Annotated in this window: 12 protein-coding genes; 7 read left to right on the plus strand and 5 right to left on the minus strand. The window is 56.1% G+C overall.

The window, feature by feature from the left end; genetic code table 11:
• Nucleotides 1-26: 26 nt before the first annotated feature.
• A complete protein-coding gene (locus tag ABEH87_RS00880) occupies nucleotides 27-995 on the minus strand; it encodes a GTP-binding protein (RefSeq protein WP_346573073.1) in 969 nt (322 codons plus the stop codon).
• A 127-nt stretch (nucleotides 996-1,122) separates the two neighbouring features.
• Between ABEH87_RS00880 and ABEH87_RS00885 the strand changes: the two genes are divergently transcribed.
• The gene (locus tag ABEH87_RS00885; RefSeq protein WP_346573075.1) at nucleotides 1,123-1,440 is read left to right on the plus strand and encodes a hypothetical protein; all 318 of its coding nucleotides are present in this window, start codon (nucleotides 1,123-1,125) and stop codon (nucleotides 1,438-1,440) included.
• A gap of 64 nt (nucleotides 1,441-1,504) precedes the next feature.
• On the opposite strand, the gene yeiP is transcribed toward ABEH87_RS00885, so the two are convergent.
• Nucleotides 1,505-2,077 (minus strand): elongation factor P-like protein YeiP, encoded by a 573-nt coding sequence (gene yeiP, locus ABEH87_RS00890; RefSeq protein ID WP_346573076.1) that lies wholly within the window; start codon nucleotides 2,075-2,077, stop codon nucleotides 1,505-1,507.
• A gap of 230 nt (nucleotides 2,078-2,307) precedes the next feature.
• Between yeiP and ABEH87_RS00895 the strand changes: the two genes are divergently transcribed.
• The gene (locus ABEH87_RS00895) at nucleotides 2,308-2,562 is read left to right on the plus strand and encodes a YkgJ family cysteine cluster protein (RefSeq protein ID WP_346573078.1); all 255 of its coding nucleotides are present in this window, start codon (nucleotides 2,308-2,310) and stop codon (nucleotides 2,560-2,562) included.
• Nucleotide 2,563: 1 nt separating this feature from the next.
• Here the strand turns inward: ABEH87_RS00895 and ABEH87_RS00900 are convergent, their stop codons facing one another.
• Complete coding sequence (locus ABEH87_RS00900; RefSeq protein ID WP_346573080.1) at nucleotides 2,564-3,772, minus strand: sugar efflux transporter; 1,209 nt, start codon at nucleotides 3,770-3,772, stop codon at nucleotides 2,564-2,566.
• A gap of 387 nt (nucleotides 3,773-4,159) precedes the next feature.
• Here ABEH87_RS00900 and fruB point away from each other — a divergent pair, with 387 nt between their 5' ends.
• From fruB to fruA, 3 genes are read left to right on the plus strand one after another with little or no spacing between them, the layout of a single operon-like run.
• Nucleotides 4,160-5,293 carry a fused PTS fructose transporter subunit IIA/HPr protein gene (gene fruB / locus ABEH87_RS00905; RefSeq protein ID WP_346573082.1) on the plus strand — a complete coding sequence of 378 codons (1,134 nt, stop codon included), beginning with the start codon at nucleotides 4,160-4,162 and terminating at the stop codon, nucleotides 5,291-5,293.
• Entirely contained in the window at nucleotides 5,290-6,231 is a 942-nt protein-coding gene (gene fruK / locus ABEH87_RS00910; protein WP_346573084.1) for a 1-phosphofructokinase, read from the plus strand. The genes fruB and fruK overlap by 4 nt, the downstream gene beginning before the upstream one ends.
• Nucleotides 6,232-6,247: 16 nt before the next feature.
• Nucleotides 6,248-7,942, plus strand: a complete 1,695-nt coding sequence (fruA, locus tag ABEH87_RS00915) for a PTS fructose transporter subunit IIBC (protein ID WP_346573086.1) — start codon at nucleotides 6,248-6,250, stop codon at nucleotides 7,940-7,942.
• 130 nt (nucleotides 7,943-8,072) lie between these two features.
• Here fruA and nfo read toward each other — a convergent pair whose 3' ends face one another.
• Nucleotides 8,073-8,921, minus strand: coding sequence for a deoxyribonuclease IV (gene nfo, locus ABEH87_RS00920; protein ID WP_346573088.1), 849 nt, complete (start codon nucleotides 8,919-8,921; stop codon nucleotides 8,073-8,075).
• A gap of 65 nt (nucleotides 8,922-8,986) precedes the next feature.
• The gene (locus tag ABEH87_RS00925; RefSeq protein ID WP_346573090.1) at nucleotides 8,987-10,048 is read right to left on the minus strand and encodes a YeiH family putative sulfate export transporter; all 1,062 of its coding nucleotides are present in this window, start codon (nucleotides 10,046-10,048) and stop codon (nucleotides 8,987-8,989) included.
• A 159-nt stretch (nucleotides 10,049-10,207) separates the two neighbouring features.
• On the opposite strand from ABEH87_RS00925, the gene yieE reads away from it, so the two are divergent.
• Both yieE and ABEH87_RS00935 read left to right on the plus strand, forming a co-directional pair.
• Entirely contained in the window at nucleotides 10,208-11,074 is an 867-nt protein-coding gene (yieE, locus tag ABEH87_RS00930; RefSeq protein ID WP_346573092.1) for a DNA-binding transcriptional regulator YeiE, read from the plus strand.
• A gap of 201 nt (nucleotides 11,075-11,275) precedes the next feature.
• The gene (locus tag ABEH87_RS00935; protein ID WP_346573094.1) at nucleotides 11,276-12,742 is read left to right on the plus strand and encodes an amino acid permease; all 1,467 of its coding nucleotides are present in this window, start codon (nucleotides 11,276-11,278) and stop codon (nucleotides 12,740-12,742) included.
• The last annotated feature ends 105 nt before the right edge of the window (nucleotides 12,743-12,847 follow it).

The raw sequence follows: 12,847 nt of genomic DNA on the forward strand, positions 1-12,847 counted from the left end.
AGTCGGCGCGTAGAGTATGCCCGGTATTATAAACGAATAGTCAACAAGGTGGTTTGCAAACTATTCCAGTCAGCCTGTTCGTCGTGAATCAGCTCTATCCGGCTGTCAGGCGGAGGAGATTGCCGGGTTTCAATATGGAAGTCGTCACCCTGGCGATTAATACTCACCAGGCCTTCCGGAATGCGCAGGACGCCTTTTACCCGTGACACCGGGGCCAGTCTGGCCCATTCCAGCAGACCGATGGTATCAAATACCGTTTCACTGTCGAAAATCCAGCCTGCTGCATAATAGCCCTGACCCTGATTAAGCGCCCGACGCCAGCGCGCGTTCTCACTCAGCTTCAGCGCAGCGAGGCCGGACTGAGAGGGATGATGATGGTGCAAAGGGGAAGGCAGCGTATCCAGATTCGCTCGTGGCAGGTCAAGCAGTGCAGTGTCAATCTGGCCGTGAGCGGTGACGATCAGCTGGCGCAGAGGGGCCACCTGCTGATGCCACTGGCTCAGCGCCTGTGCATCAGCGTCAGCCCAGCGATCCTGCTTATTGGCGATGATAATATCGGCCGCCGCCAGCTGGTCGCGAAAGTTTTCGTTTTCCCGCACGCGCGCATCAGCCAGCTGACGGGGATCCAGCAGGCATAGCGTAGCGCGCAGGTCGATCCAGGGCTGATAAACGGCGGCTGACAGCATATCGAGGATCTGTTTAGGGTGGCCGAGGCCGGTCGGTTCAATCAGCAGACGGTCAGGCCTGGCCTGCTTCAACAGCATATTCAGCCCGACCTGCATTGGCAGACCGTTAACACAGCACATGCAGCCGCCGGGGATCTCTTTCAGCACGGCACCACTTTCCGCCAGCAGGGCACCGTCTATACCAATTTCGCCAAACTCATTGACCAGTACGGCCCACTGTTCACCCTCAGGTTTACAGGCCAGTAAATGCCGCAGAGTGGTCGTTTTGCCACTGCCGAGAAAGCCGGTGATCAGATTGACGCGGGTCATGTGCGCTCCTTTAAAAAACTTTAATGATATTTATCGTTCTTTAGCCGTATTTGTTTTCATCACGCGAAGGCAGGTTGTTGACTAAGGTAAAGGGGAAAGACAACCACGATAGTAACGAGGTGAAAAAATGAACAGCACTCTGGCGGCGATCGCCGTAATGCTTTTCGCCTCATGGACGAGCAATGCACTGGCAGGGAATAGTCAAGCAGCAGTCAATTCGGGAACTATTCTCTTTGTAGGCAGCATTGTGGAATCCCCCTGCGAATCCGGTGTTCAGCAAGGGTCACTTCAGGTTTCCTGCCTGCGCAATGGAAAGACACAGACCACAACACTGGCGCTGAATACCACGGCTTCACAGCCTATGCCCCATAATATCGGCCGCAGCCAGATCAAGTGGCTGGACGGTCAACACCGGTTGGGAATACTGACGATGGAATATCAGTAACAACTAAATTGTTATAACATAACAAAAAGGGTGGCGCCAACGGCGCCACCCTTTTTTATTCGCGCTAGTCGGCGCGGCTCATATAGCGACGTTCCGGGATATGAATGCGAATCTTATCGCCGTTGCTGAGATACTCTGGCACCTGAACGATCAGGCCGGTAGCCATTTTTGCCGGTTTAGTGCGGGCGCTGGCCGAAGCGCCTTTGATGCCTGGCGTGGTTTCGACAATTTCCATATCCACGGTTTGCGGCAGTTCCAGCGCGAGGATCTGACCGTCCATCGTCAGGACCTGAATACCCGGAATACCGCCTTCTGGCAGGAACAGCAATTCATCTTCAATCTGCTCCTGTTTGAAGTTGTACGGCGTGTAGTCTTCATCATCCATAAACACGTATTCGTCGCCATCAATGTACGAGAAAGTCACCTGGCGGCGGCTCAGCTGGATGGTGTCGAGAATATCATCACCCTTAAAACGTTCCTCTACTTTCATGCCGGTACGCACATCCGTAAAGCGCATTTTATACAGAGTGGAAGCGCCACGGGCGCTCGGGCTTTGCACATCAATATCTTTCACCAGCAGCAGCTTACCGTTGTAGCTGATCGCCATGCCCTTTTTGACTTCGTTCGCTCTTGGCATAAAACAGGTCTCGTGTTTGAAGAGGAGAAAATTATCGCGACAAGTTACTCGCGCCCGCGTCGTCAGGCAAGATGGGCAGAGAAAATATGTGGCCGTGATATCACGGTTGTCCCGGCAAACCGTAGGGGGCGAGCTTCTTTTGCGGTCGACCCGATCGGCCTCACGACAGCAACCATAGTATTCACCAGGGCTAACTGCTATTGTCGCGATCTTAATGCGAGGGGTCAGAGATGGAATGTCGTGCCGGATGTGGTGCCTGCTGTACAGCACCGTCAATTTCATCGCCTATTCCCGGCATGCCCTTCGGCAAACCGGCGAATACGCCCTGTATTCAGCTCGACAGCCAGTCACGCTGTATGATCTTCGGCTCACCGCTGCGGCCAAAGGTGTGTGCGGGATTACAGCCGGAAGTGACGATGTGCGGCACTTCCCGCCAGCAGGCAATGGTGTTCCTGCTGGACCTGGAAGCACAGACCGCGCCCTGAGTCATCCCGATACACTGGCTTCCTCTGCTGCCTGGGGTTCCGGCACGCGCAGCAGACAAAGCAGCGACCCGGCCATCATCACCACGGCAAACCAGAATACCGCGTGAAAACTCCACACCTCTGCCACCATTCCTGCCAGTGAACCGCCGACAATCCAGCCCATACGCGTGGAGTTAGTGAACAGCGTGGTGGCGGCTCCGGCCTGGCCTGGCATCATATCCTGGAAGTAGATCATACCGATGGCGGCTACCACCCCGATAAACAGGGCATTCAGCAGCTGCAACATCAGCATGGCTGTCTCGCCGTTAAACAGCAGTGTTCCACTGTAAAACAACAGCCCGCAGAACGCCGCGCCGCGCATCAGTCGGCGTTTGCCCCAGCGTTTCGCATAATAACCTGCCAGCAGCATCACCGGGATCTCCAGCCCGGCAGCCAGCCCCATCATTATCCCGGCCAGTTTTTCCGACAGATGCAGCTCGTTAACCACATACAAAGGCATGGTGATCAGATACAGGCCGTTGCTGGACCACATCAGCGTACAGGCGATAAATAACATCAGCGTGGCACGGCGGTTGCGGCGCGGAGCCTGGAGCGGCTGGCCGATCGTCACATGGGTTTTGCGCATAGAAGGCAGCAGATAACGCACAATCACCGCACACAGCACAAAGGCCACGGCGGCAGTCAGATACATGGTGCGAAAACCGTAGCCCAGGGCCAGAGCGAAGGCCAGCGGGGGGCCAACCATCCAGGCCAGAGAAATCTGGGCGCGCATCACTGAACTGAACATCACGTTTTCACGCCCGGTCTTATCCGCGTGCTCACGCGCCAGCGCAAACATTTGCGATGTGGCGCTGGTGCCGAAGCTGGAAAGCAGTACGCCGACGAACAGCAAAATAAAGTAGTTACGGTTCCACGCAAACAGCAGCGAGGCCATGGCTCCCAGCAGGCAGCAGTAAAGGATCAGCGTTTTACGGTCCCCTTTACGGTCGGAATAGCGTGCCAGCAGCTGGCTGACGACAATACCAATCACCGCGCTGAGAGTGAAAAACAGCCCAACCATAAACGGACGAACGTGGACTTCGGTGCTCAGAAACAGGCTGAGCGTTGGGGTTTGCAGCGCGCCGGCCAGTCCGGAAATAAACGCCACGATGAGAAAGGCCAGCGATTGATTGTCTGGCAGGGTACGGGCGGGCGCAGCAGGGAGTGACATGAGTTATACAGGCCTGAATAAGGAAAAACGGCGATATTTTACGCTGTTATATCAGAGGCGGGAATCCTTTTTCAGTCGTTAATGAATGTACTCTCATTTTACGCACTTTTTGCACCGTTCAGCCATTTGCGTCAGCAACCTGGGGGGCTTCAGCAGGCCTTCAGCTTTTGCGCATTTTCGACGAGCGTTTTTCTGAAAATGATTGATAAAATGTGCGGGACTTCAAAAATCTGCTACATCGTTCACGGTAAAACTTGCAACAGATCCGCTATCAGGACCACACTCATTGAAACGTTTCAGCGTTGTCTTGTCAGGTCATTGGTCCGGAGACTGCGCTTTTTTTCTCAATTTAGCTGAAACGATTCAAATTCAGCAGCGAGGAGAACCATGTTCCAGTTAGAACTTAATGCCATTAAGCCTGGTGCCCAGGCTGGCGACAAACAAGATGCGATTCGTCAGGTGGCCGCAGCCCTGACCGCTGCCGGTAACGTGGGCGAAGGCTATGTCAACGGTATGCTGGCGCGCGAACAGCAAACCTCTACCTATCTGGGAAATGGTATTGCCATTCCGCACGGCACCACGGATACCCGCGATCTGGTGTTGAAAACCGGTGTGCAGGTGTTCCAGTTCCCTCAGGGCATTGCCTGGGGCGAAGATCAGACGGCTTATGTGGTGATCGGGATTGCCGCTAAATCCGACGAACATCTGGCCCTGTTGCGCCAGCTGACACACGTGTTAAGCGATGACAGCGTCGCAGAACAGCTGCGCACCACCGACTCCGCAGAAACCCTGCGCAGCATCCTGATGGGTGAGAAGCTGGCGGCAGAGTTTAAGTTCGACACCTCACTGATTGCGACCGATGTTGCCGCCAGTGACCTGATGACACTTCAGGCGCTGAATGCCGGTCGTCTGCAGCAGGCGGGGGCGATTGACGCTTCCTTTGTCAGCAATGTGATTGCCGGTAAGCCGCTAAACCTGGGGCAGGGTATCTGGCTCAGCGACAGTACCAGCGGTAACCTGGCGAGCGCGGTGGCCATCAGTCGTGCGGCAGCGCCGTTCAGCGTCAACGGCGAAACGGCTTCCCTGCTGATCACCGTCTCGGTGACCGATGACCAGCCGCTGAACGTGCTGAATTATTTAAGCGATCTGCTGATCCAGCAGAAAGCCGATCGCCTGCTGAGTGCTGATGCCGCCGGGATCCTGGCGCTGCTGACCAGCGAAGTCTCCGAGCAGGCAGATGTGCTGACCGAAGAGTTCACCATCCGCAACGAACACGGCCTGCATGCCCGACCGGGCACGGCACTGGTCAGCGTGATCAAACAATTTAACTGTGACGTCACCGTGACCAACCTCGATGGCAGCGGTAAACCGGCTAACGGTCGCAGCCTGATGAAAGTCGTGGCTCTGGGTGTGAAAAAAGGCCATCGCCTGCGCTTTACCGCCAGCGGTGAAGATGCACGCGCGGCGCTGGATGCCGTGGGTGAAGCGATCGCCGCCGGTCTGGGCGAGGGTGCAGCATGAGCAGACGCGTCGCCACTATTACCCTGAACCCTGCCTACGATCTGGTGGGATACACCCCGGAAATCGAACGCGGCGAAGTCAACCTGGTAAAAACCACCGGGCTGCACGCTGCAGGTAAGGGCATCAACGTGGCTAAGGTACTGAAAGACCTTGGTATTGATGTCACTGTCGGCGGTTTTCTGGGCAAAGAGAATCAGGATGGCTTCCAGCTGCTGTTCAGCGAGTTAGGCATTGCCAACCGCTTCCAGGTTGTGGAAGGCCGTACCCGTATCAACGTCAAACTGACCGAGAAAGACGGTGACGTCACCGACCTCAACTTCTCCGGTTTTGACGTTACCGCCCAGGACTGGGATCGCTTTAGCGCCGACTCCCTGACCTGGCTGGGCCAGTTCGATATGGTCTGCGTCAGCGGCAGCCTGCCAGCAGGCGTGGACCCGGACGCCTTTACCGAGTGGATGACGCAGCTGCGCACCCACTGCCCGTGCATTATTTTTGACAGCAGCCGTGAGGCGCTGGTCGCGGGCCTGAAAGCCGCACCGTGGCTGGTTAAACCCAATCGCCGCGAGCTGGAGATCTGGGCTGGCCGCAAATTACCGACATTACAAGATGTGATTGAAGCAGCACATGCGCTGCGTGAGCAGGGTATCGCTCACGTGGTGATCTCTCTTGGTGCCGAAGGGGCGCTGTGGGTGAATGCTTCAGGCGAATGGATTGCAAAACCACCTGCCTGTGAAGTTGTAAGCACCGTGGGTGCTGGCGATTCAATGGTTGGCGGGCTGATTTATGGCCTGCTGATGCGTGAGTCCAGCGAGCATACACTGCGTCTTGCAACGGCAGTGGCGGCAATGGCCGTCAGCCAGAGCAATGTGGGCGTTACCGATCGTACCCAGTTGGCCGCAATGATGGCGCGTGTTGACCTGGAACCTTTCACAAACTAACAGCAGGAGACGCATAATGAAAACGCTGCTGATAATTGATTCTTCGCTGGGACTGGCAACCGGCTATCTGGCAAAAAATATTACCACTGCGGCTGCGGCAAGCGCCGGTCTGACTCTGACGGATAATCTGGCAGAAGCGGATCAGGTGATTGTAGCGGGCAAAAACATTCCGGCAGACGGTAACCTGAACGGCAAAGCCATTTATCTGGCTGATATTGAACAACTGCTGCGTCAACCGGCAGAAGTGCTGGCGAAAGCGCAGACCGACGCCCGACCTTATCAGGCTCCTGCGGCCGTTGCTTCGGCAGTCGCACCTGCTGCGGTCAGTAGCGGACCGAAACGCGTAGTGGCGGTGACCGCGTGCCCGACCGGCGTGGCACACACCTTTATGGCGGCAGAAGCCATCGACACCGAAGCCAAAAAACGCGGCTGGTGGGTCAAGGTAGAAACCCGTGGTTCAGTGGGCGCTGGCAATGCCATCACCGCTGAAGAAGTCGCGGCGGCTGACCTGGTGATTGTGGCGGCGGACATTGAAGTGGACCTGGCGAAATTTGCCGGTAAGCCAATGTACCGTACCTCAACCAGCCTGGCGCTGAAGAAAACCGGTCAGGAACTGGATAAAGCCGTGGCAGAAGCCCGCGTTTACCAGCCTCAGGGCGGTCAGTCTGCGGCACAGGACGACAAAAAAGAGAAGGCAGGCGCTTATCGTCACCTGTTAACCGGCGTGTCCTACATGCTGCCGATGGTGGTGGCGGGTGGTCTGAGTATTGCGCTTTCCTTTGCTTTTGGTATCACCGCGTTTAAAGAGCAGGGTACGCTGGCTGCGGCTCTGATGCAGATTGGTGGCAGCAGTGCTTTTGCGCTGATGGTGCCGGTGCTGGCAGGCTTTATTGCCTTCTCGATTGCTGACCGTCCGGGTCTGACCCCAGGTCTGATTGGCGGTATGCTGGCGACCAGCATTAACGCCGGGTTCCTCGGCGGTATCATTGCCGGTTTCATCGCCGGCTATGCCGCGAAGTTCCTCAGCTCGAAGGTGAAACTCCCGACCAGTATGGAAGCGCTGAAACCGATTCTGATCATTCCGCTGGTAGCGAGTCTGATTACTGGTCTGCTGATGATTTACGTCGTGGGCAAACCGGTAGCCGGTATCATGTCCGGTCTGACCGCGTGGCTGGCGAACATGGGCACGGCGAATGCCGTTGTTCTGGGCGCGATCCTCGGTGGCATGATGTGTACGGATATGGGTGGCCCGGTGAACAAAGTGGCCTATGCGTTTGGCGTCGGTCTGCTCAGCTCGCAAACCTATGCGCCGATGGCGGCAATTATGGCGGCCGGTATGGTACCACCGCTGGCGATGGGTCTGGCAACGCTGGTTGCCCGCCGCAAGTTCAACAAAGGTCAGCAGGAAGGGGGCAAAGCGGCGCTGGTACTGGGCCTGTGCTTTATCTCTGAAGGTGCGATTCCGTTTGCGGCTCGTGACCCGATGCGTGTACTGCCTTGCTGCATCATCGGCGGCGCGGTCACCGGTGCGATGTCGATGGCGATTGGTGCCAAACTGATGGCGCCACACGGCGGTCTGTTTGTGCTGTTAATCCCTGGCGCAATCACCCCGGTTGTCGGTTATCTGGCAGCGATTATTGTCGGAACGCTGGTAGCGGGTCTGTCTTACGCGGTGCTGAAACGCCCGGAAGCGGAAGCGGTTAAAGCATAATCCAGGTAAAGGGCCGATCGAAAAATTGATCGGCCTCTCTGTAGGGGCTGACCTTCTTTTTCGGCGTAGGGGCTGACCTTCTTTTTCGGCGTAGGGGCTGACCTTTTTTTCCGGTCAGCCCTTTTTTGATTTACGAAGGGTGTTGTTCTGACTTCAGCCACGCAATTTCATCTTTCCAGATATCCGGATTGACCGTTTCCAGAATCATCGGGATACCGTCAAATCGCGCATCCTTCATCAGCCAGCTAAATACCGTTTTACCGATATTGCCTTCGCCCAGGCTGTGGTGGCGATCGACGCGGCTGTTGAACTCACTTTTCGCATCGTTAAGGTGCATTCCGCGCAGATAGCGGAAGCCGACAATACGCTCAAATTCCGCGAAGGTGTTCACGCACTCTTCTTCGGTGCGTAAATCATAACCTCCGGCAAAGGCGTGACAGGTGTCAATACAGACGCCGACGCGCGACTTATCTTCCACGCCGTCGATGATCGCCGCCAGGTGTTCAAAGCGGAACCCCAGGTTGCTGCCCTGACCGGCGGTATTTTCAATCACCGCCGTCACCCCTTCGGTTTTATCCAGCACGATGTTGATCGACTCCGCGATGCGTTTGAGACAGTCGTCTTCAGCGATTTGATGCAGATGGCTGCCGGGGTGGAAGTTCAGCAGCGTCAGCCCCAGCTGCATACAGCGCGTTACCTCATCATGAAAAGCCTCACGCGACTTCTCCAGCGCCTCTGAAACCGGGTGACCCAGGTTAATCAGATAGCTGTCGTGGGGCAGAATTTGTCCGGGGGTGTAGTGATATTTTTCACAGGCGGAACGGAAGGCCGAAATCACTTCATCAGTCAGCGGGGCCGCGCGCCACTGGCGCTGGTTTTTGGTAAACAGCGCGAACGCCGTAGCTTCCAGTTCAAATGCGCGTAGTACCGCCTGATCCACACCGCCAGCTGCGCTGACGTGGGCACCGATATATTTCATGCCGTTCTCCTGTTGATGACCTGCTGAATGGCAGGCAGGTCATCATAACCGGAAAAGCGTGGAAATTATGCCATCAAATGCTCAACCAGCAGGTTGATGGCACCGCCACCGACGATAAGCCAGATAAACAGTATCAGCCCCAGCAGAATCGGACGCAGCCCGGCGCGCTTCAACTGACCGATATGCGTGGTTACGCCGAGGGCGACCATCGCCATCGCCAGCAGGATATTATCCAGCTGGTTAATCATGCTGACCGCCGACTGCGGCAGCAGATGCAGCGAGTTGAACAGCGCCACAACAATGAACAGCAGCGCAAACCAGGGGAAAGAGACGGCGCTCTTCACCGGGCCTGCTGCCGCAGGCCGCGAGCGTTTAATCTGCCAGCTAATCAGGACCAGGAACGGTGCCAGCATCATCACGCGCAGCATTTTAGCGATCACCGCCGCATTCTCTGCCTCCGGGCTGATGGCATGCCCGGCGGCCACCACCTGGGCGACTTCATGCATGGTGGAGCCGGTATAGACACCGTAATTTTCCGCCGTCACCCACGGGAACAGGTGGACAGCCAGCGGGTAGAGCAGGGGATAGAGGAAAATGGCCACAGTGCCAAAGATCACCACGGTAGCCACAGCGACGGTGACTTTCGAAGCCTCCGCTTTCAGCACCGGTTCGGTTGCCAGCACGGCGGCCGCACCGCAGATGCTGCTGCCCGCACCAATCAGCCAGGCTGTATCGCGATCCAGCCCGAACACCTTGCGCCCCAGCCAGCAGGCGATAAAGAATGTAGAGCTGAGGGTAAGGACATCAATCACCACGCCGCTGACGCCCACATCGGCAATCTGCTGAAAAGTTAAGCGGAAACCATATAAAATGATGCCAAGTCGGAGCAATTTTTGCTTAGCAAAAATGATACCAGCGTCGCAATACTGATAAATTCTGGGGTACAGCGTGTTTCCCGCGATGATGCCCGCCACAATCGCCAGGGTCAGCGCGCCCAGGCCCAGTGCGGCAATCCGGGGAATACTGGCAGCCAGGATAGCCAGCGCGGCAATCCCGCCTGCCAGCACCAGACCGGGGATGAAACGTCCGATCGGGTAATGATGCTTGTTGAGAACCATGTCAGCCATATTATCTTCCTCCGTAAATAACAGGGACAGGATGGCGTGAGTTCGGTTAAAAGAGAAATTGATTATATACTTATAATCAACCACTATAAGTGTTAAAGGGATCTCCACTGTCACGGACGCGGCGGGCCCGTAAAGCATGAATTTGTCAGAGGAAGAGCAATGCATATAACCCTGCGCCAACTCGAAGTGTTCACAGAGGTCCTGAAAAGTGGTTCAACCACTCAGGCCTCTCAGGTGCTGTCATTATCGCAGTCTGCGGTGAGCGCGGCGCTGGCGGACCTTGAAGGCCAGCTCAACGTTCAGCTGTTTGACCGGGTAGGAAAACGGCTGGTGATTAATGAACACGGCCGCCTCCTCTACCCGCGTGCCGTTGGCTTACTGGAGCAGGCGCTGGAAATTGAGCAGCTGTTTCGCGAAGACAACGGAGCGCTGCGGGTTTCGGCCAGTAGTACCATCGGTAACTATCTGCTGCCGGGGATGATCGCCCGCTATCGTCGTGACTTTCCCAGGCTGCCGCTGGAACTGAGCGTGGGTAATAGCCAGGATGTGATCACCGCCGTTGCCGATTTCCGCGTGGACATTGGTCTGATTGAGGGGCCCTGCCATATGGCTGAACTGCTAACCGAGCCCTGGCTGGAAGATGAGCTGGTGGTGTTTGCTGCACCGGGGGCTGCGATCCTCAGCCAGCCGGTATCGCTGCACAGCCTGGCCGCTGCGCCGTGGATCCTGCGTGAGCATGGTTCCGGCACGCGTGAAATTGTCGATTATTTACTGCTGTCGCATCTGCCCCAGTTCGAGCTGGCGCTGGAGCTGGGTAATTCAGAAGCGATTAAAAATGCAGTGCGTCACGGTATGGGCATCAGCTGTCTGTCGCGTCGCGTGGTTGCCGAGCAGCTGGAGATGGGCACGCTGGTTGAGGTGGCGATCCCGCTGCCAAAACTGAAACGTACCCTGTACCGCATTCATCATCGCCAGAAGCACCTCTCTAAGGCACTGAACCGCTTCCTCAGTTATTGCACCGAATAACGGTGCAGGGTCGACCGAAAAAGAAGGTCGACCCCTACATTAGGGGCGGACCTTTTGTTTCGGTCCGCCCGTTATGCCCATGCTCTGCTAATAATTCATCGCCGATCATGAAGCTAACTTATAACTTGGTGTAATCACTATACGACCTGAGGCAGGTTGCTATAATCGCGCCTTATTTTTTGCAAGGCGCAGCGTTAAAACATGGATCATGACACAAAAACAACACAACCCCCTGGATTAAGACGCGCTCTTAAAGCCCGTCACTTGACCATGATCGCCATTGGCGGTTCGATTGGTACCGGTTTATTTGTCGCTTCAGGTGCGACTATTTCACAGGCAGGTCCGGGCGGAGCGCTGCTCTCCTACATGCTGATTGGCCTGATGGTGTACTTCCTGATGACCAGCCTCGGTGAGCTGGCTGCCTTTATGCCGGTATCCGGTTCCTTTTCGACCTATGGCGCAAAATACGTCGAAGAAGGCTTTGGTTTCGCGCTGGGCTGGAACTACTGGTACAACTGGGCGGTCACCATCGCCGTTGACCTGGTGGCATCACAGCTGGTGATGACCTGGTGGTTCCCGGATACGCCGGGCTGGATCTGGAGCGCACTGTTCCTGGGACTGATCTTCCTGCTGAACTACATCTCTGTGAAAGGGTTCGGTGAAGCGGAGTACTGGTTCTCGCTGATCAAAGTGACCACCGTGATTATCTTTATCATCGTCGGCGTGGCGATGATTACCGGCATTATGCGCGGTGGCGAAAGTGCGGGCTGGCATAACTGGCAGATTGGCGATGCGCCATTCTCCGGTGGTTTTGCGGCGATGATTGGTGTGGCGATGATTGTCGGCTTCTCATTCCAGGGCACCGAGCTGATCGGCATTGCCGCCGGTGAATCAGAGGATCCGGCGAAAAACATCCCGCGTGCGGTTCGCCAGGTGTTCTGGCGCATCCTGCTGTTCTATGTGTTCGCCATCCTGGTCATCAGCCTGATTATCCCGTATACCGACCCAAGCCTGCTGCGCAACGATGTGAAAGACATCAGCGTCAGTCCGTTCACCCTGGTGTTCCAGCACGCTGGCCTGCTGTCGGCAGCGGCGGTGATGAATGCCGTAATCCTGACGGCCGTGCTGTCTGCGGGGAACTCCGGCATGTATGCCTCTACCCGTATGCTCTACACCCTGGCGTCGGAAGGGAAAGCGCCGCGCATCTTCGCGAAGCTGTCGAAAGGCGGCGTACCGCGTAACGCGCTGTATGCCACCACCATCGTCGCGGGGCTGTGCTTCCTGACCTCAATGTTTGGTAACCAGACGGTGTATCTGTGGCTGCTGAACACCTCCGGGATGACCGGTTTTATTGCCTGGTTAGGGATTGCCATCAGCCATTACCGTTTCCGGAAAGGGTACACCGCCCAGGGCCGCGATCTGGCTGACCTGCCGTACCGTTCAGGCTTCTTCCCTCTCGGGCCGATTTTCGCCTTTGTGCTCTGCCTGATCATTACCCTGGGTCAGAACTATCAGGCGTTCCTGTCTGATACCATCGACTGGGGCGGCGTGGCGGCGACCTATATCGGGATCCCGCTGTTCCTGATCATCTGGTTTGGCTTCAAACTGACGCGCAAAACGCGCTTCGTGAAGTACAGCGAGATGGAATTTCCGACGTTCAAAAAGTAACCCTGTCGGGATAGCAAAATAAAGGCGCGGATCCCGCGCCTTTTTTTATGTTATGAAAACAGACTGAAAATATTACTGATAAGTATTATCATTTGCTTTATTTTA

This window comes from Erwinia sp. Eh17-17, assembly GCF_039675725.1.
Taxonomy (GTDB): domain Bacteria; phylum Pseudomonadota; class Gammaproteobacteria; order Enterobacterales; family Enterobacteriaceae; genus Erwinia.